The organism is Streptomyces sp. NPDC032126 (assembly GCF_055580085.1).
Window position 1 is genome coordinate 69,008 of record NZ_JBVIMA010000002.1, and the last position, 18,350, is coordinate 87,357.

The following is an 18,350-nucleotide window of genomic DNA, read 5'->3' on the forward strand; positions in this document are numbered from 1 at the left end:
AACACGAGGGGAATTCACCGGGACGCCGTCCGGGTGTGCCGTCCGCCGTGGTAGGGGTGTGGGCTTGTGCACACTCCCCCTGCGCAGGTCAAAGGCAAGTTGACGGCCCTTCCGGGCCCGTGGTGGACTGCCGGGGCCATGTACGGCGGCAGAAGAGGAAGCCGGTGCGAATCCGGCGCGGTCCCGCCACTGTCACCGGGGTAGGAACCCCCGGGAGCCAGGAACTCTCGCCGCCGGTCTCGTCGAACCAGGGCGTGGACACCCTGAGTGAGGACATATCGCCATGCTCGGTGGGCCGTTGACACAGGCTCTGAGGTACTCCGCCGGATCGCTGTCCGACTCCGCGGCCGGCTGAGCCGATGGGTGCCGATCGCGTCTTCGCGTACGGCGCCGCCGCCGGCCTCCTCGGTGACCAGCTGCTCGGCGATCCCCGCCGGGGGCATCCGGTCGCCGCGTTCGGCCGGGCGGCCGCGGCCGTGGAGCGGGTGCTGTGGCGCGACCACCGCGGCTGGGGCGCCCTGCACACCGCCGTGTGCGCCGGTGGCGCCGTCGCCCTGGGTGCCGTCGCCGCGCGCTCCGTACGCCCCTCCGCCGCCGCGTCCGTCGCGCTGACCGCCGCCGCCACCTGGGCGGTCGTGGGCGGTACGTCGCTCGCGCGCGAGGCGCGGGCCGTCGGGCGCGCCCTGGAGGCGGGGGACGTGGCGGCGGCCCGGGCCCGGCTGCCGCATCTGTGCGGGCGGGATCCGCAGGCGCTGGACGCCGACGGGATCGCCCGGGCGGTCGTGGAGTCGGTCGCCGAGAACACCTCCGACGCCGTCGTGGGCGCCCTGGTGTGGGGAGCCGTCGGCGGGGTGCCGGGGCTGCTCGGGTTCCGGGCCGTCAACACGCTCGACGCCATGGTCGGCCACAAGTCGCCCCGCTACCGGCGGTTCGGGTGGGCGTCCGCGCGCCTCGACGACCTCGCCGGATGGCCGGGGGCGCGGCTGACCGCCGTACTCGCCGCCGTGGCCGGGGACGATCCGCGCGGGGCTGTACGGGCGTGGCGGGCGGACGCGGACCGGCATCCGAGCCCCAACGCCGGTCCTGTCGAGGCCTCGTTCGCGGGGGCGCTCGGGGTGCGGCTGGGCGGGACCCTGTCGTACGGCGGGCGGGTGGAGCACCGGCCCGTGCTCAACGGGGAGGCGGGGCGCGCCGTGCGGGTGCCGGACATCGAGCGGGCCGTGCGGCTGTCCCGGCGCGTCGGACTGCTCGCGCTCGGCGCCACCGTCGCCGCGCGCCTGATCGTGAAGGGACGTGGGAAGTGAGCGGGGGTCTTCTCGTCGCCGGCACCACCTCCGACGCAGGCAAGAGCGTCGTGACGGCGGGGATCTGCCGGTGGCTGGTCCGGCAGGGGGTCAAGGTCGCGCCCTTCAAGGCGCAGAACATGTCCCTCAACTCCTTTGTGACGCGGGAGGGTGCGGAGATCGGGCGGGCGCAGGCCATGCAGGCCCAGGCGTGCCGGGTCGAGCCGACGGCGCTGATGAATCCCGTGCTTCTCAAGCCGGGTGGTGAGCAGAGCAGCCAGGTGGTGCTGCTGGGCAAGCCGGTGGGTGAGCTCAGTGCGCGCGGCTACCACGGCGGGCGTCAGCAGAAGCTGCTCGGGACCGTGCTGGAGTGCCTCGCCGAGTTGCGGGGCACGTATGACGCGGTGATCTGTGAGGGGGCGGGCTCGCCGGCCGAGATCAATCTGCGGCGGACCGACATCGTCAACATGGGGATCGCCCGCAACGCCGGGCTTCCGGTGCTGGTGGTCGGTGACATCGATCGCGGTGGGGTCTTCGCCTCCTTCTTCGGGACGGTGGCGCTGCTGTCGCCCGAGGACCAGGCGCTGGTCGCCGGGTTCCTCGTCAACAAGTTCCGGGGGGACGTCTCCCTCCTCGAACCCGGGCTCGACATGCTGCACGGGCTCACCGGGCGGTCCACGTACGGCGTGCTGCCGTTTCGGCACGGGCTCGGGATCGACGAGGAGGACGGGCTGCGGGTGTCGTTGCGCGGGACCGTGCGGGAGTCGAACACCGCCCCGCCCGTCGGCGAGGACGTGCTGCGGGTCGCCGTCTGCGCGATCCCCCTGATGTCCAACTTCACCGACGTGGACGCGCTCGCCGCCGAACCTGGCGTGGTGGTGCGGTTCGTGGACCGGCCGGAGGAGCTGGCCGACGCGGACCTCGTGGTGATTCCGGGGACGCGCGGGACGGTCCGGGCGCTGGAGTGGCTGCGGGAGCGGGGGTTGGCCGCCGCGCTCGTCAGAAGGGCTGCGGAAGGGCGGCCGATCCTCGGCATCTGCGGCGGCTTCCAGATCCTCGGCGAGCACATCGAGGACGAGGTCGAGAGCCGGCAGGGGCATGTCGAAGGGCTCGGCCTGCTCCCCGTGCGGGTGCGTTTCGCCCGCGAGAAGACCCTCACCCGGCCCGTGGGCGAGGCCCTCGGCGAGCGGGTCGAGGGGTACGAGATCCATCACGGGGTCGTCGACGTCACAGGGGGCGAGACCTTCCTGGACGGCTGCCGGGTCGGCCAGACCTGGGGCACGCACTGGCACGGCTCGCTGGAGTCGGACGGCTTCCGGCGGGCGTTCCTGCGCGAGGTGGCGGCCGCCGCGGGGCGCCGTTTCGTGCCGGCCCCCGACACCTCGTTCGCCGCGCTGCGCGAGGAGCAGCTCGACCGGCTCGGCGACCTGATCGAACAGCACGCGGACACGGACGCGCTGTGGCGGCTCATCGAGTCGGGCGCGCCGCAAGGACTGCCTTTCATTCCACCGGGAGCGCCCGCATGAGCACAGTGTTGTTGTTGTCGACCGCCGACACCGATCTGCTGGCGGCCAGGGCCGCTTCCGGCGCCGACTACCGGATCGGCAACCCGACCCGCGTCGACGTCGCGCAGGAGCTGCCCGGTCTGCTGGACGGCGCCGACATCGTCGTCGTACGGCTGCTGGGCGGCAAGCGGGCCTGGGAGGACGGGCTGGCCGTTCTCAAGGCGTCCGGCGTGCCGACCGTGCTGCTGGGCGGGGAGGCCGTGCCGGACGCGGAACTGATGGCGGAGTCGTCGGTGCCGGCCGGCGTGGTGGCGGAGGCGCTGAAGTATCTCGTCGAGGGCGGGCCCGCCAACCTGACCGAACTCGCCCGGTTCCTGTCGGACACCGTGCTGCTGACCGGTGAGGGGTTCGTCGAGCCGCGGAAGATGCCCGAGTTCGGGGTCCACGGGGAGCGTCCCGTCGTCGAGGGGCGGCCCACCGTGGGCGTGCTCTTCTACCGGGCGCACGAGCTGAGCGGCAACACCGGCTTCGTGGACACGCTGTGCGACGCGATCGAGGCGCGCGGCGCCAACGCCCTTCCCGTGTACTGCGGTTCGCTGCGCGGCGCCGACGCGGGACTCTACGAGCTGCTGGCGCGGGCCGACGCCCTCGTGGCGACCGTGCTCGCCGCCGGCGGCACGCACGCCTCGCAGGCGTCGGCCGGGGGCGACGAGGAGGCGTGGGACATCGGGGCGCTCGCCGAGCTGGACATCCCGGTGCTGCAGGGGCTCTGCCTCACCTCGTCGCACGCCGCCTGGGACGAGTCGGACGCCGCGCTCTCCCCCATGGACGCGGCGATGCAGGTCGCGATCCCGGAGTTCGACGGGCGGCTGATCACCGTGCCGTTCTCCTTCAAGGAGCAGGGCCCGGACGAGGTCCCGGTCTACGTCGCCGACCCCGAGCGGGCCGCGCGGGTGGCCGGGATCGCCGTGCGGCACGCGGAGTTGAGGCACAAGCCGAACGCGGAGAAGCGGATCGCGCTGGTCTTCACGGCGTACCCGACCAAGCACTCGCGGGTCGGCAACGCGGTCGGTCTGGACACGCCCGCGTCGGCGGTACGGGTCCTGGACGCCCTCAAGGACGCCGGGTACGCCCTCACCGAATACCCCGACAACGGCGACGAGTTGATCCACCGGCTCATCGAGGCCGGCGGTCACGACGTCGAGTGGCTGACCGAGGAGCAGCTGGCCGCCGCGCCCGCGCGGGTGCCGCTCGCCGACTACCGGGCGTGGTTCGACAAGCTGGACCCGGAGCTCAGGGACGGGATGCTGGAGGCGTGGGGCGAGCCGCCGGGCTCCCTCTACGTCGACGGCGACGACATCGTGCTCGCCTCCCTGCGGTTCGGGAACGTCGTCGTGATGATCCAGCCGCCGCGCGGCTTCGGCGAGAACCCGATCGCGATCTACCACGACCCGGACATGCCGCCGTCGCACCACTACATGGCCGCCTACCGGTGGCTGGAGAACAGTTTCGGCGCCGACGCCGTGGTGCACATGGGCAAGCACGGCACGATGGAATGGCTGCCCGGCAAGGGACTCGGGCTCAGCGGCGGTTGCGCCCCGGACGCCGTCCTCGGCGAACTCCCCCTCATCTACCCGTTCATCGTCAACGACCCCGGCGAGGGCACCCAGGCCAAGCGGCGCGGGCACGCCACGGTCGTCGACCACCTCGTACCGCCGATGGCCCGTGCCGACACCTACGGCGACCTGGCCAAGCTGGAGCAGCTGCTCGACGAGTACGCCCTGGTGTCCGACCTGGACCCGACCAAGGCGCCGGCCGTGCGCGCGCAGATCTGGACGCTGGTCAAGGCGGCCGAGCTGCACCACGACCTGCATGTCGACGAGCAGCCGGACGACGACGACTTCGACGAGTTCGTCATGCACATCGACGGCTATCTGTGCGAGATCAAGGACGTGCAGATCCGCGACGGACTGCACATCCTCGGCGGCGGCCCGGTCGGCGAGCCGCGGGTGAACCTGGTGCTGGCCGTGCTGCGCGCCGCGCAGGTGTGGGGCGGGCAGGCGAACGCGCTGCCGGGACTGCGGGCCGCGCTGGCCGAGCACTTCGGGCTCGTCGAGAAGGAGCTGCTGGCGGAGCCGGGCGCGCCGGTGAAGGTGCCGGTGGAGCTGACGGACCTGGTCGAGGGCCCGGCGCGTACCGGCGCCGACGCGATCGACCTGCTGGAGCAGCTGTGCCGGCGGGTCGCGGAGGGCATGGAGGAGCGGGCGTGGGACGTCACCGCCGTCCCGGCCCTCGTCCGTGACGTCCTCGGCACCGAACTCCCGGACGCCGTGGCGGTGTTGGAGTTCGCTTGCACCGAGGTGGTCCCCCGCCTGGCCCGCACCACCGACGAGATCGGGCACATCCTGAAGGCTCTGGACGGCGGTTACGTCCCGGCGGGTCCGTCGGGCTCGCCGACGCGCGGGCTGGTCAACGTGCTGCCGACCGGCCGGAACTTCTATTCCGTCGACCCCAAGGCCATTCCGTCGCGGCTGAGCTGGGAGGTCGGGCAGTCGCTCGCGGACTCGCTGGTCGCGCGGTACCTCCAGGACACCGGCGAGTACCCGAAGTCGGTCGGCCTCACCGTGTGGGGCACGTCGGCGATGCGGACGCAGGGCGACGACATCGCCGAGATCCTGGCGCTGCTGGGCTGCCGTCCCGTGTGGGACGACGCCTCCCGCCGGGTGACGGGCTTCGAGGTCGTGCCCCTGGAGGAGCTGGGCCGCCCCCGCATCGACGTCACGGTGCGAATCTCCGGCTTCTTCCGGGACGCGTTCCCGCACGTGGTCGGGCTGATCGACGACGCCGTCCGGGCGGTCGCCGAGCTGGACGAGCCGGCCGACAGCAACTACGTCAAGGCGCACGCCGACGAGGACACCGCCGAGCACGGCGACCGGCGGCGCGCCACGGCCCGGGTCTTCGGCTCCAAGCCGGGGGCGTACGGCGCGGGTCTGCTGCCGTTGATCGACGCCCGCAACTGGCGCTCGGACGCCGACCTCGCCGAGGTGTACGCGGTGTGGGGCGGCTACGCCTACGGGCGCGGGCTCGACGGGCGGGCGGCGCGCGGGGACATGGAGACGGCGTTCCGGCGGATCGCCGTGGCCGCGAAGAACGTGGACACCCGCGAGCACGACCTGGTCGACGCGGACGACTACTTCCAGTACCACGGCGGCATGGTCGCCATGGTCCGGCATCTGACGGGCGCCAACCCCGAGGCGTACGTGGGCGACAGCGCCACCCCCGACCAGGTGAGGACCCGCACGCTCGGCGAGGAGACCCACCGTGTCTTCCGGGCCCGGGTGGTCAACCCGCGCTGGATGGCGGCCATGCGCCGGCACGGCTACAAGGGCGCCTTCGAGATGGCGGCGACCGTGGACTACCTCTTCGGCTACGACGCCACGGCGGGCGTGGTCGACGACTGGATGTACGAGAAGCTGTCGGCCGAGTACGTCTTCGACCCGGAGAACCGGGACTTCATGAAGCAGTCCAACCCGTGGGCGCTGCGCGGCATCACCGAGCGGCTGTTGGAGGCCGCCGACCGGGGGCTGTGGGCGGAGCCGGACGCGGACACGCTGGAGCGGCTGCGGGCCACCTATCTGGAGCTGGAAGGCGACCTGGAGGGCGACCAGTGACAACCCCCTTCCCTTTCACGGCCGTTGTCGGCCAGGACGATCTGCGGCTCGCGCTGCTGCTGAACGCCGTGTCCCCGGCCGTCGGCGGTGTGCTGGTACGCGGCGAGAAGGGCACCGCGAAGTCGACGGCGGTGCGCGCGCTGTCCGCGTTGCTGCCCGAGGTCGATGTCGTCGCCGGCTGCCGGTTCTCCTGTGACCCGGCCTCCCCCGACCCGGGGTGCCCGGACGGGCCGCACGAGCCGGGGCCCGGCGCCCAGCGGCCCGCGCGCATGGTCGAGCTGCCCGTCGGGGCGTCCGAGGACCGGCTGGTGGGCGCGCTGGACATCGAGCGGGCGCTGGCCGAGGGCGTGAAGGCGTTCGAGCCGGGCCTGCTGGCCGACGCCCATCGCGGCATCCTGTACGTCGACGAGGTCAACCTGCTCCATGACCACCTGGTCGACCTGTTGCTGGACGCGGCGGCGATGGGTGCCTCGTACGTCGAGCGCGAGGGTGTCTCGGTGCGGCACGCGGCCCGCTTCCTGCTCGTCGGCACGATGAACCCCGAGGAGGGCGAGCTGCGGCCGCAGCTCCTCGACCGGTTCGGGCTGACCGTCGAGGTCGCCGCCTCCCGGGAGCCCGACCAGCGGGTGGAGGTCGTACGGCGGCGGCTCGCGTACGACGACGATCCGGCCGGGTTCGCGGCGCGTTGGGCCGACGAGGAGGCCGCGGTACGGCAACGGATCGTCGCAGCACGGGAGTTGCTGCCGTCGGTGCGGCTGGGCGACGGGGCGTTGCGGCAGATCGCGGCGACCTGTGCCGCGTTCGAGGTGGACGGCATGCGCGCCGACATCGTGATGGCCCGCACCGCCACCGCGCTGGCCGCCTGGGCCGGGCGGACCGACGTGCTCGCCGAGGACGTACGGCAGGCGGCGCTGCTCGCGCTGCCGCACCGACGGCGCCGTAATCCCTTTGACGCGCCGGGACTCGACGAGGACAAGCTCGACCAGACGCTGGAGGAGTTCTCCGGCGAGTCCCCCGACGACGACCCGGACCCGGACCCGGGCGGTCCCGGCGGCGGCGGTGGGCAGCCGGCGCCGGACGCCGGTCCGCAGGGCGGGGACACCGGGGCGCGGCCCGAGGAGGGCGACGGCGGGCAGCCGCAGCCGTCCGGCGCTCAGGAGCAGCCGGCCGCGCGTGCGTCGGAGCCCTTTCGCACCAAGGTGCTGAGCGTGCCCGGGATCGGTGAGGGTGCCGCCGGGCGGCGTTCGCGGGCGCGGACCGAGCACGGGCGGACCACCGGGGCCCGGCGGCCCCGGGGCGCCCTGACCAAGCTGCACCTGGCGGCGACCGTGCAGGCCGCCGCGCCCCACCAGCGGGCGCGTGGCCGGTCCGGGACGGGGCTGGTGATCCGGCGGGACGATCTGCGGCAGGCGACGCGTGAGGGGCGCGAGGGCAATCTCGTGCTGTTCGTCGTCGACGCCTCCGGATCCATGGCGGCCCGGCAGCGGATGAGCGCCGTGAAGGGCGCCGTGCTGTCGCTGCTGCTCGACGCGTATCAGCGGCGGGACAAGGTGGGGCTGGTGACCTTCCGGGGTTCCGCCGCCGACGTGGCGCTGCCGCCGACCTCGTCCGTGGACGCCGCCGCCGCCCGGCTGGAGTCGTTGCCGACCGGTGGGCGTACGCCGCTGGCCGCCGGGCTGCTCAAGGCGCACGACGTGCTGCGCGTGGAGCGGCTGCGGGATCCGGCCCGGCGGGCGCTGGTGGTCGTGGTGACCGATGGGCGGGCGACGGGTGGGCCCGAGCCGGTGGCGCTGGCCGGGCGGGCCGCGCGGCTGTTCGCCGCCGAGCAGGTCGCCTCCGTCGTCGTCGACTGCGAGTCCGGGCCCGTGCGGCTGGGACTCGCCGGGCAGCTCGCGGGTGAGCTGGGCGGTACGGCGGTGACGCTGGACGAGCTGCGGGCCGACAGCATCGCCGGACTGGTGAAGGACGTACAGAGGAGGGCCGTGTAATGCCGCAGGGGCAACCGAGTGTGGTGCCGGACGACGGGCTGACGACGCGTCAGCGCCGCAACCGGCCGCTGGTCGTCGTGCACACCGGCGTCGGCAAGGGCAAGTCCACCGCCGCGTTCGGGCTCGCGCTGCGGGCCTGGAACCAGGGGTGGCCCATCGGGGTGTTCCAGTTCGTCAAGTCGGCGAAGTGGAAGGTCGGCGAGGAGAACGCGCTGCGGGTGCTCGGCGCCTCCGGCGAGGGCGGGACCGTCGACTGGCACAAGATGGGCGAGGGCTGGTCGTGGGTGCAGCGCGATCAGCAGATGGACAACGAGGAGAAGGCCCGGGAGGGCTGGGAGCAGGTCAAGCGGGACCTCGCCGCCGAGACGTACAAGCTGTACGTGCTCGACGAGTTCGCCTACCCGATGCACTGGGGGTGGGTGGACACGGACGAGGTGATCTCCGTGCTGCGCGACCGTCCCGGGACCCAGCACGTCGTCATCACCGGGCGGAACGCGCCCGAGAAGCTCGTCGACCTCGCCGATCTCGTCACCGACATGTCCAAGGTCAAGCACCCGATGGACGTGGGGCAGAAGGGGCAGAGGGGCATCGAGTGGTGATGTCTTCCGTCCCACGGCTGGTCATCGCCGCGCCGGCCTCCGGCAGCGGCAAGACCACCGTCGCCACGGGGTTGATGGCCGCGTTCGCCGCGCGGGGGCTCGCCGTGTCCCCGCACAAGGTGGGGCCGGACTACATCGATCCCGGGTACCACGCGCTCGCCACCGGGCGGGTGGGGCGGAATCTCGACGCCTATCTGTGCGGGCCGGAGCTGGTCGCTCCGCTGTTCCTGCACGGGGCGCGGGGGTGTGACCTCGCGGTCGTCGAGGGGGTGATGGGGCTGTACGACGGGGCCGCCGGGCAGGGTGAGCTGGCGTCCACCGCGCATGTCGCCAAGCTGCTGGGGGCGCCGGTCGTGCTCGTCGTGGACGCGTCGTCGCAGTCGCGGTCGGTGGCGGCGCTGGTGCACGGCTTCGCCTCGTGGGATCCGGAGGTACGGGTCGGGGGCGTGATCCTGAACAAGGTCGCGTCGGACCGGCACGAGGAGTTGCTGCGGGAGGCGTTGGACTCGGCGGGGGTGCCGGTACTGGGGGCTTTGCGGCGGGCGGCCCAGGTGGATACGCCTTCTCGGCATCTCGGGTTGGTTCCTGTTGCCGAACGGCAGGGGGCTGCGGTTGAGGCGGTTGCGGCGATGGCCGCCCAGGTGGCCCACGGGTGTGACCTCGCGGCGTTGGAGGAACTTGCCCGGAGTGCCGGTGCCGTACCAGGGGGCTCCGCCCCCTGGACCCCCGTCCTGCCCACCCACGGCCACCCGACTCGGTCAGTTGAGAGGTCGGCGCCCCGCGTTGCCGTTGCCGGTGGGCCCGCCTTCACCTTCTCCTATGCCGAGCACAGCGAGCTGCTTGCCGCCGCCGGCGCCGAAGTGGTCACCTTCGATCCGCTCCGGGACGAACACCTCCCGGAAGGCACCGCCGGTCTCGTCATCGGCGGCGGGTTCCCCGAGGTCTACGCCGCCGAGCTGTCCGCCAATGAGCCGCTGCGCAAGGCCGTCACCGAACTGGCCCTCGGCGGAGCCCCCGTCGCCGCCGAATGCGCCGGACTGCTCTATCTCTGCCGGGAATTGGACGGGCAGCCCATGTGCGGGGTGCTCGACGCCACCGCTCGGATGAGTGAGCGGCTCACGCTCGGGTATCGGGACGCCGTCGCCGTCGGTGACAGCGTGCTCGCCGTCGCCGGGACCCGGATGCGGGGGCACGAGTTCCATCGGACCGTCGTGGAGCCCGGTGCGGGGGACGCGCCCGCCTGGGGTGTGCTCACCCCCGAGCGGCGCGTCGAAGGATTCGTACAACACGGTGTGCACGCGAGTTATCTGCACACGCACTGGGCCTCCGCGCCCGGTGTCGCCCATCGGTTCGTGGAGAGGTGCCGGACGTCATGAGCAGCATCAGGTTGATCGGAGTCGGGGTGGGCCCGGGCGATCCCGAGCTGGTGACCGTCAAGGGCGTCAACGCCCTGCGCGCCGCCGATGTCGTCGTCGTGCCGGTCATGGACACCCTGGAGCGCGGGCGGGCCGAGGCGACCGTGCTGCACTACGTGCCCGGGGACAAGGTCGTCCGGGTGGTGTTCGCGCTGAACGAGCGCAGCGACCGGGGGCGGCGCGAGGCCGCCTGGGACGCGGCCGGGGGGCGGGTCGCCGAGCTGCTGAAGGAGCACGGGACCGTGGCCTTCGCGACCATCGGCGACCCCAACGTGTACTCCACCTTCACCTATCTCGCGCAGACCGTCGTGGAGCTGGTGCCGGGGACGGTCGTCGAGACCGTGCCCGGGATCACCGCCATGCAGGATCTCGCCGCCCGGTCGGGGGCCGTGCTGACGGAGGGGACCGAACCGCTCACGCTGGTGCCGGTCACCGCGGGGTCGGCGGTCCTCAGGGACGCCCTGCGGGGGCCCGGAACGGTCGTCGCGTACAAGTTCGGGCGGCAGGCCGGCGAGGTCGCCGACGCGCTGCGCGAGACGGGGCGGATCGACGACGCCGTGTGGGGGTCGGCGCTGGGGCTGGACGCCGAGTCCATCCGGCCGGCCGCCGAGCTGGACGGGGCGCCGCTGCCGTATCTCTCCACGCTGATCGCGCCCGCCCGGCGCGAGGGTGGACGGGGCGGCAAGCTGTGACCCGGTCAGCCGGAGATGCCCACGACCAGCCAGATGAACAGCACTCCCGTCACCGTGCACAGCAGGGTGGAGCGGGCGGGGTGCTCGTGGTGCGCCTCGGGGAGGATCTCGGCGGCGGCGAGGTAGAGCAGGACGCCGCCGAAGAGGCCGAGATAGCAGCCGAGCGCCTTCTCCGGGATCGTGAAGAACGCCGTGGACAGCGCGCCGAGGACCGGTGCGCAGGCGTCCGCCACCAGCATCGCCACGGCCTTGCGGCGCTGGTTGCCGTACAGGGTGGTGATGGTGAAGGTGTTGAAGCCGTCCGCGAAGTCGTGGGCGATCACGGCGAGCGCGACGGCCGTGCCCATGCCGCCGCCGACCTGGAAGGCCGCGCCGATCGCCACGCCGTCCATCGCGCTGTGGCCGACCATGGCCGCCGCGGCCGTCAGGCCGACCTCCGGCGCCCGGTGACCGTGCTCGGCGCCGCCGTGCGCGGCCTGGCGCGCGGCCAGCAGCCGTTCCACCAGATGGGCCAGCAGAAAGCCGGCCACGAACAGCAGCAGTGCGGCGGGCACGCCGAAGACCTCGCCGCCGGCCGCGTCCAGGGCCTCCGGCAGCAGGTCCAGGCCGACCACGCCGAGCATCAGGCCGCCGGCCAGGCCCAGCACCAGGTGGCGGCGGTCGGTGACACGCTGTGCCGTCCAGCCGCCGGCCAGCGTCATGAGGAACGCGCCGAGCGCGACGAAGACCGCCATGGGCTCTTCGTATCCGATGAACCCCCTGCCGCGCACATCCGGACCCCCCGCACCCCCTGAAGTGACCCGAAGATGAGAGGACCCGAACCCATGGCCGATGCCCCCGCCGGCAAGGTGACCTTCGTCGGTGCCGGCCCCGGCGCCGCCGATCTGCTGACGTTCCGCGCCGCGCGTGCCATCGCCGAGGCCGACGTCGTGATCTGGGCCGCGAGCCTGGTGCAGGCGGAGGTGCTGGAGCACGCGCGCGAGGGTGCGGAGATCCTCGACTCGGCGACGATGTCGCTGGAGGACGTGGTCGCCGTCTACGGGCGCGCCCGGGCCGAGGGCCTGCGGGTCGCCCGGATCCACTCCGGCGACCCGGCCCTGTGGGGCGGCACGCAGGAGCAGCTGGACCGGTGCCGGGAGATCGGCATCGAGACGGAGGTCGTCCCGGGTGTCTCCGCCTTCTCCGCCGTGGCCGCGCTCGCGCAGCGCGAGCTGACCATTCCCGAGGTGGCGCAGTCCGTGGTGCTCACCCGGCTGGGCGGCGGCAAGACGCCGATGCCGCCCGGCGAGGAGGTGCGCGAGTTCGCCCGGCACGGCACGACGATGGCGATCTTCCTGTCGGCGGCGCGCAGCGGGCAGCTGGTGCGGGAGCTGCTGGAGGGCGGCTATCCGACGTCGACGCCGGTCGTCGTGGCCCATCAGGCGACCTGGCCGGAGGAGCTGATCGTGCGGTGCACGATCGGCACGCTGGAGGAGACGGTCAAGGAGCACAAGCTCTGGAAGCACACGCTGTTCCTGGTGGGCCCGGCCCTCGGCGCGCACGGCACGCGCTCGCACCTGTACCACCCCGGTCACTTCCACGGCTTCCGCAAGGCCGACCCCGAGGCCCGGCGGGCGCTGCGCGAGCGGGGGGCCAGTACATGATCACCGTGGTGGGCACGGGCACGGGGACACCGGTCCCCGAGGACGTCCTCGCCGGGGCCGAGCTGGTCGTCGGCGGGCGCCGGCACCTGGACGCCGTACGGCTGCCGGAGTCGGCCGAGCGGATCGTCCTCGGGCCGCTGGCGCCCGCCCTGGACGCGATCGAGGAGTACGACGGCAAGGACCGGCCGGTGCTGGTGCTGGCGTCGGGCGATCCGGGGTTCTTCGGGATCGTGCGGGCGCTGGCCGAGCGGTGCGGGGCGGGGCGGCTGGACGTCCGGCCGGGAGTGTCCTCGGTGGCGGCGGCCTTCGCCCGGCTGGGGCTGACCTGGGACGACGCGGTGGTCGTCAGCGCGCACGGACGGGAGGTGCGCACGGCGGTGCAGCTGTGCCGGGCGCACCCCAAGGTCGCCGTGCTGACGGGGCCGGGCGCCGGTCCCGCCGAACTGGGCGCGGCCCTGGTGCGGTCCCGGTCCCGGCGCGTGCTCGTGGTGGCGTCGGCGCTGGGCGATCCGGAGCGCGAGCGGGTGGAGCGGGTCACGCCCGCCGAGGCCGCGGGCCGCGACTGGGGCACGGCGGTCAGTGTCGTCCTGAGCCTGGACGAGACGCGGGTGCTGGGTCCCGTACGGACGGTCGCGGGGCTGTCGGCGCGGCCCGGGTCCTGGGCCCTGGACGAGGACGCGTTCGCGCACCGCGACTCGATGATCACCAAGTTCGAGGTGCGGGCGCTGGCGCTGGCCCGGCTCGGGCCGGGGCCGGGCGACCTGGTGTGGGACGTCGGTTCCGGGTCGGGTTCCGTGGCGGTGGAGTGCGCGCGGCTGGGCGCCGCCGTGTCGGCCGTCGAGCGGACGGCGGACGGGGTGGAGCGGATCCGCGCCAACGCCGCCGCGCACGGGGTCGATGTCGACGTGGTGCACGGTACGGCCCCGGGGGCGCTCGCCGGACTCGACGATCCGGACGCGGTGTTCGTCGGGGGCGGCGGCCGTGAACTGGCGGACATCGTCGGCGCGTGCGCGCGGCGGGCCCGGCGGAGCGTGGTCGTGGCCATGGCCGCGCTCGACCGGGTGCCGGCGGCGCGGGCCGCGCTGACCGAGGCCGGCTTCGGCTGCGAGGGAGTGCTGCTCCAGTCGTCCCGGCTGGCACCGCTGCCCGGGGATGTGACCCGGCTCGCGGCGACCAATCCCGTTTTTCTGCTGTGGGGCACCAGAAGCCCTGTTTCTCACGAAGGAGTTGCTCAGTGATCGGCCTCATTTCCGCCACCGCGGCGGGGGCGGCGGCGCGGGACCGGCTGGCCGCGGCGTGGCCGGAGCGCACGCGCGTGTACGACGGGCCCGTGGCCGACGCCGTACGGCGGGCGTTCGCGGAGTGCGAGCAGCTCGTGTGCTTCCTGGCGACCGGCGCGGTGGTCCGGCTCGTGGCGCCCCTGCTCGGGGACAAGGCGGGCGACCCGGGTGTGGTGTGCGTCGACGAGGGCGGCCGGTTCGCCGTGTCGCTGCTCGGCGGGCACGGGGGCGGCGCCAATGAACTCGCCGTGCGGGTGGGCGAGTTGCTGGCGGCGGCGCCCGTGGTGACGACCGCGACGGACGCGGTGGGCCTGCCCGGTCTGGACACCCTCGGACTCCCCGTGGAGGGGGATGTCGCGGCGGTGTCCCGGGCTCTCCTCGACGGCGAACCGGTGGCGTTGCGGGCGGAGGTGGCCTGGCCGCTGCCGCCGCTGCCGGTCCGCGCCGACGGCGCGTACGCCATCCGGGTCACCGATCGTCTCGTCGAGCCCGCCGGACGCGAAGTGGTCCTGCGGCCGCCGTCCCTCGTCGTCGGGGTCGGGGCCTCCCAGGGCGCCCCCGTCGAGGAGGTGCTGGAGCTGATCGAGTCCTCGCTGCGCGAGGCGGGGCTCTCGGTCGCGTCCGTCGCCGAGCTCGCCACCGTCGACGCCAAGGCCGAGGAGCCCGGCATCGTCGAGGCCGCCCGGCGCCTCGGGGTGCCGCTGGTGACGCACTCCGCCGGGGAGCTGGCGCGGGTCGAGGTGCCCAACCCGTCCGACGCGCCCCTCGCCGCCGTCGGTACGCCGTCCGTCGCCGAGGCGGCCGCGCTGCTGCGCGGCGGCGAACTCCTCGTCCCCAAGCGCAAGTCGGCCGGACGCCCGGCCATGGCGACCTGTGCCGTCGTACGGCGTCCGGGGCGGGGGCGGCTCGCGGTGGTCGGGCTGGGCCCCGGCGCCCGGGACCTGCTCACGCCGCGCGCGAAGGAGGAGGTGCGGCGCGCCTCCGTGCTCGTCGGGCTCGACCAGTACGTCGACCAGATCCGCGATCTGCTGCGGCCGGGCACCCGGGTGCTGGAGTCGGGGCTCGGGGCCGAGGAGGAACGGGCCCGGACGGCCGTCGAGGAGGCCCGCAAGGGGCAGGCCGTCGCGCTGATCGGCAGCGGCGACGCGGGCGTGTACGCCATGGCCTCCCCGGCGCTCGCCGAGGCGTCCGACGACATCGACGTGGTCGGGGTGCCCGGGGTGACCGCGGCCCTGGCCGCCGGGGCGATCCTCGGCGCGCCGCTGGGCCACGACCATGTGTCGATCAGCCTGTCCGACCTGCACACGCCGTGGGAGGTCATCGAGCGGCGGGTGCGTGCGGCCGCCGAGGCGGATCTCGTCGTCACCTTCTACAACCCGCGTTCCCGGGGCCGCGACTGGCAGCTGCCCAAGGCGCTGGCGATCCTCGCCGAGCACCGGGAGCCGACGACACCGGTGGGTGTCGTGCGCAACGCCACGCGCCCCGACGAGTCGAGCCGGCTGACCACGCTGGGCGCGCTCGACCCGGCGTGGGTGGACATGATGACGGTCGTGACGGTGGGCAACACCGCGACCCGTGACATCGCGGGGCGCATGGTGACGCCGCGCGGCTACCGCTGGCAGACAGCGCAGGAGGGCGCCGAGTGAACCGCGTTGTCCACCCGATCGAGGAGGAGTCCTACCGGCGGCTGCGCGCCCGCCTGGACACCTCGCACTTCCCGCCGCTGACCCGCGCGGTGGTGGAGCGGGTCATCCACTCCGCCGCCGACCTTGAGTACGCGAGCGATCTCGTCATGGACGAGGGCGAGTTGGCGACGGCGCACGCGGCGCTGCACGCCGGCGCGCCCGTCGTCGTGGACGTGGAGATGGTGGCCGCCGGGATCACCCGGCGGGAGACCGTCTGCCGGCTCCGCGACGCCGTGGCCGCGCCGGGGCTGACCCGCTCGGCGCACGCGATCCGGCTCGCCCACGAGCAGGTCGGCCCCGGCGCCCTGTGGGTGATCGGCAACGCGCCGACCGCCCTGGAGGAGCTGTTGACCCTGGACGCCTCCCCCGCGCTCGTGATCGGTCTGCCCGTGGGTTTCGTGGGCGCGGCCGAGTCGAAGGCCGCGTTGCGCGAGAGCGGGCTGCCCGCCGTGAGCAACGTGTCCGAGAAGGGCGGGTCGGCGGTCGCCGCCGCCGCGCTCAACGCCCTGCTGTACCACCCGATTTCCGCCGAGGAGACACCGTGACCACCCCGCCGCCCGCTCTGCTCATCGCCGGCCACGGCACCCGGGACGACGCCGGAGCCGAGGCGTTCCGCGCCTTCGTACGGGAGTTGGCGCGCCGCCATCCCGAACTTCCCGTCGCGGGCGGCTTCATCGAGCTGTCCCCGCCGCCCCTCGCCGAGGCCGTCACCGAGCTGGTCGAGCGGGGGGTGCGCCGGTTCGCCGCCGTGCCGCTGATGCTGGTGTCCGCCGGTCACGCCAAGGGGGACATCCCGGCGGCGCTGGCCCGGGAGAAGGAGCGGCACCCGGGGATCTCGTACACGTACGGGCGTCCGCTGGGCCCGCACCCGTCGCTGCTGTCGGTGCTGGAGCGGCGGCTGGACGAGGCGCTGGGCACGTCCGAGCGGTCCCCCGCCGACCGGTCGGACGTGACCGTGCTGCTGGTGGGGCGCGGTTCGACGGACCCGGACGCCAACGCCGAGGTGTTCAAGGCGGCGCGGCTGCTGTGGGAGGGGCGCGGATACGCGGGCGTGGAGACGGCGTTCGTGTCGCTGGCGGCGCCGGACGTGCCGAGCGGGCTCGACCGGTGCGCGCGGCTCGGCGCGCGGCGGATCGTCGTCCTGCCGTACTTCCTGTTCACCGGCATCCTGCCGGACCGGGTGCGGCAGCAGACCGCGGGATGGGCGGCCGCGCATCCCGAGGTCGAGGTGCTGTCGGCGGACGTCATCGGTCCGGAGCCGGAGCTGCTGGACCTGGTGATGGAGCGGTACCGGGAGGCCGCCGCGGGCGAGGTGCGGATGAACTGCGACACGTGCGTGTACCGGATCGCGCTGCCGGGCTTCGAGGACAAGGTGGGCCTGCCGCAGCAGCCGCACTTCCACCCCGACGACGACGGCCACCACCACGGCCATGGTCATGGACACGGGCATCAGCACGGGCATGGGCACGCCCATGCCCACTGAGCCCGATCTGCGGCACCACGGGGACGCGGAGGTCCGCGACGACGGTTCGGCGCTGATCGATCTCGCGGTGAACGTGCGCGCGGACACCCCTCCGGCCTGGCTGCGGCAGCACATCGCGGCCTCGCTGGAGGGGCTCGCCGCCTACCCGGACGGGCGGGCGGCGCGGGCGGCGGTCGCCGCCCGGCACGGGCTGCCGCCGGAGCGGGTGCTGCTGACGGCGGGGGCGGCGGAGGCGTTCGTGCTGCTCGCGCGGGCGCTGAAGGTGCGCCGACCGGTGGTGGTGCATCCCCAGTTCACCGAGCCGGAGGCCGCGCTGCGGGACGCCGGGCACAGTGTGGACCGGGTGCTGCTGCGGGAGGCGGACGGTTTCCGGCTGGATCCGGCGGCGGTGCCGGAGGAGGCCGACCTGGTGATCATCGGCAATCCGACGAACCCCACGTCGGTGCTGCACCCCGCCGGGACGGTCGCGGGGCTCGCGCGGCCCGGGCGGACGCTGGTGGTGGACGAGGCGTTCATGGACGCGGTGCCGGGCGAGCGGGAGGCGCTGGCCGGGCGGACCGACGTGCCCGGTCTGGTGGTGCTGCGCAGCCTGACGAAGACGTGGGGGCTGGCCGGGCTGCGGATCGGATACGTGCTGTCCGCGCCGGAGACGATCGCCGAGCTGGAGCGGGCGCAGCCGTTGTGGCCGGTGTCGACCCCGGCGCTGGCGGCGGCGGAGGCGTGTGTGGCGCCGCGGGCCCTGGCGGAGGCCGCCCACGCGGCGCACCGGGTCGCCGCCGACCGGGCCCATCTGGTCGCCGGGCTGGAGGAGTTCGCCGGGGACGGGGTGCGGGTGGTGGGTCCGGCGGAGGGGCCGTTCGTGCTGGTCCGTCTACCTCGGGCGGTGGCTGTACGACGTCATCTGCGGGACCTGGGGTTCGCGGTACGGCGGGGGGACACGTTTCCCGGGCTGGACGAGGAGTGGCTGCGGTTGGCCGTGCGGGACCGGGGGACGGTGAACCGTTTCTTGCAGGCGCTTGACCAGGCGATGGCGTTGGCGTCCGCTTGAGGGGCCGTACCAGGGGGCTCCACCCCCTGGGCCCTCGCCGTCAACGGGTGGCGGGTGG

The 18,350-nt window shown here is 74.1% G+C and carries 14 protein-coding genes and 1 riboswitch; of the genes, 13 read left to right on the forward strand and 1 reads right to left on the reverse strand.

From position 1 onward, the window contains the following. Positions 1-106: 106 nt before the first annotated feature. A riboswitch (cobalamin riboswitch) is annotated at positions 107-246 on the forward strand. 113 nt (positions 247-359) lie between these two features. Genes ACZ5NW_RS08825 through cobI form a run of 7 tightly spaced genes read left to right on the forward strand, consistent with a single transcriptional unit; the run spans position 360 to position 11,153 of the window. Then, complete coding sequence (locus ACZ5NW_RS08825; protein ID WP_468743084.1) at positions 360-1,304, forward strand: cobalamin biosynthesis protein; 945 nt, start codon at positions 360-362, stop codon at positions 1,302-1,304. Continuing rightward, complete coding sequence (locus ACZ5NW_RS08830) at positions 1,301-2,809, forward strand: cobyric acid synthase (RefSeq protein ID WP_468743085.1); 1,509 nt, start codon at positions 1,301-1,303, stop codon at positions 2,807-2,809. Before ACZ5NW_RS08825 ends, ACZ5NW_RS08830 begins: the two co-directional genes overlap by 4 nt. Beyond that, positions 2,806-6,459 carry a cobaltochelatase subunit CobN gene (cobN, locus tag ACZ5NW_RS08835; protein ID WP_468743086.1) on the forward strand — a complete coding sequence of 1,218 codons (3,654 nt, stop codon included), beginning with the start codon at positions 2,806-2,808 and terminating at the stop codon, positions 6,457-6,459. Before ACZ5NW_RS08830 ends, cobN begins: the two co-directional genes overlap by 4 nt. Next, positions 6,456-8,447, forward strand: coding sequence for a putative cobaltochelatase (locus ACZ5NW_RS08840; protein ID WP_468743087.1), 1,992 nt, complete (start codon positions 6,456-6,458; stop codon positions 8,445-8,447). The genes cobN and ACZ5NW_RS08840 overlap by 4 nt, the downstream gene beginning before the upstream one ends. After that, positions 8,447-9,046, forward strand: coding sequence for a cob(I)yrinic acid a,c-diamide adenosyltransferase (gene cobO, locus ACZ5NW_RS08845; protein WP_468743088.1), 600 nt, complete (start codon positions 8,447-8,449; stop codon positions 9,044-9,046). Before ACZ5NW_RS08840 ends, cobO begins: the two co-directional genes overlap by 1 nt. Beyond that, complete coding sequence (locus ACZ5NW_RS08850; protein WP_468743089.1) at positions 9,046-10,422, forward strand: cobyrinate a,c-diamide synthase; 1,377 nt, start codon at positions 9,046-9,048, stop codon at positions 10,420-10,422. Before cobO ends, ACZ5NW_RS08850 begins: the two co-directional genes overlap by 1 nt. Next, the gene (gene cobI, locus ACZ5NW_RS08855; RefSeq protein ID WP_468743090.1) at positions 10,407-11,153 is read left to right on the forward strand and encodes a precorrin-2 C(20)-methyltransferase; all 747 of its coding nucleotides are present in this window, start codon (positions 10,407-10,409) and stop codon (positions 11,151-11,153) included. Before ACZ5NW_RS08850 ends, cobI begins: the two co-directional genes overlap by 16 nt. 5 nt (positions 11,154-11,158) lie before the next feature. Here cobI and ACZ5NW_RS08860 read toward each other — a convergent pair whose 3' ends face one another. Next, positions 11,159-11,887: a ZIP family metal transporter gene (locus ACZ5NW_RS08860; RefSeq protein ID WP_468743091.1), complete on the reverse strand. Its 729-nt coding sequence runs from the start codon at positions 11,885-11,887 to the stop codon at positions 11,159-11,161. A gap of 90 nt (positions 11,888-11,977) precedes the next feature. Between ACZ5NW_RS08860 and cobM the strand changes: the two genes are divergently transcribed. Genes cobM through cobC form a run of 6 tightly spaced genes read left to right on the forward strand, consistent with a single transcriptional unit; the run spans position 11,978 to position 18,292 of the window. After that, positions 11,978-12,796 (forward strand): precorrin-4 C(11)-methyltransferase, encoded by an 819-nt coding sequence (gene cobM / locus ACZ5NW_RS08865; protein ID WP_468743092.1) that lies wholly within the window; start codon positions 11,978-11,980, stop codon positions 12,794-12,796. After that, positions 12,793-14,034 (forward strand): precorrin-6y C5,15-methyltransferase (decarboxylating) subunit CbiE, encoded by a 1,242-nt coding sequence (gene cbiE / locus ACZ5NW_RS08870; protein ID WP_468743093.1) that lies wholly within the window; start codon positions 12,793-12,795, stop codon positions 14,032-14,034. The genes cobM and cbiE overlap by 4 nt, the downstream gene beginning before the upstream one ends. Beyond that, a complete protein-coding gene (gene cobJ, locus ACZ5NW_RS08875) occupies positions 14,031-15,722 on the forward strand; it encodes a precorrin-3B C(17)-methyltransferase (protein ID WP_468743094.1) in 1,692 nt (563 codons plus the stop codon). The genes cbiE and cobJ overlap by 4 nt, the downstream gene beginning before the upstream one ends. Further along, positions 15,719-16,306, forward strand: a complete 588-nt coding sequence (locus ACZ5NW_RS08880; RefSeq protein WP_468743095.1) for a precorrin-8X methylmutase — start codon at positions 15,719-15,721, stop codon at positions 16,304-16,306. Before cobJ ends, ACZ5NW_RS08880 begins: the two co-directional genes overlap by 4 nt. Then, on the forward strand, positions 16,303-17,244 hold the full coding sequence (locus tag ACZ5NW_RS08885; protein WP_468743096.1) for a sirohydrochlorin chelatase: 942 nt from the start codon (positions 16,303-16,305) through the stop codon (positions 17,242-17,244). Before ACZ5NW_RS08880 ends, ACZ5NW_RS08885 begins: the two co-directional genes overlap by 4 nt. Next, positions 17,192-18,292 carry an Rv2231c family pyridoxal phosphate-dependent protein CobC gene (gene cobC, locus ACZ5NW_RS08890; protein ID WP_468743097.1) on the forward strand — a complete coding sequence of 367 codons (1,101 nt, stop codon included), beginning with the start codon at positions 17,192-17,194 and terminating at the stop codon, positions 18,290-18,292. The genes ACZ5NW_RS08885 and cobC overlap by 53 nt, the downstream gene beginning before the upstream one ends. The last annotated feature ends 58 nt before the right edge of the window (positions 18,293-18,350 follow it).

Excerpts from the sequence above, each read along its gene's own strand:
- ACZ5NW_RS08825 (WP_468743084.1), top strand. The coding sequence starts at position 360 with ATGGGTGCCGATCGCGTCTTCGCGTACGGCGCCGCCGCCGGCCTCCTC.
- cobN (WP_468743086.1), top strand. The coding sequence starts at position 2,806 with ATGAGCACAGTGTTGTTGTTGTCGACCGCCGACACCGATCTGCTGGCG.
- cobO (WP_468743088.1), top strand. The coding sequence starts at position 8,447 with ATGCCGCAGGGGCAACCGAGTGTGGTGCCGGACGACGGGCTGACGACG.
- ACZ5NW_RS08850 (WP_468743089.1), top strand. The coding sequence starts at position 9,046 with ATGTCTTCCGTCCCACGGCTGGTCATCGCCGCGCCGGCCTCCGGCAGC.
- ACZ5NW_RS08860 (WP_468743091.1), bottom strand. The coding sequence starts at position 11,887 with ATGGCGGTCTTCGTCGCGCTCGGCGCGTTCCTCATGACGCTGGCCGGC.
- cobM (WP_468743092.1), top strand. The coding sequence starts at position 11,978 with ATGGCCGATGCCCCCGCCGGCAAGGTGACCTTCGTCGGTGCCGGCCCC.
- cbiE (WP_468743093.1), top strand. The coding sequence starts at position 12,793 with ATGATCACCGTGGTGGGCACGGGCACGGGGACACCGGTCCCCGAGGAC.
- cobC (WP_468743097.1), top strand. The coding sequence starts at position 17,192 with ATGGTCATGGACACGGGCATCAGCACGGGCATGGGCACGCCCATGCCC.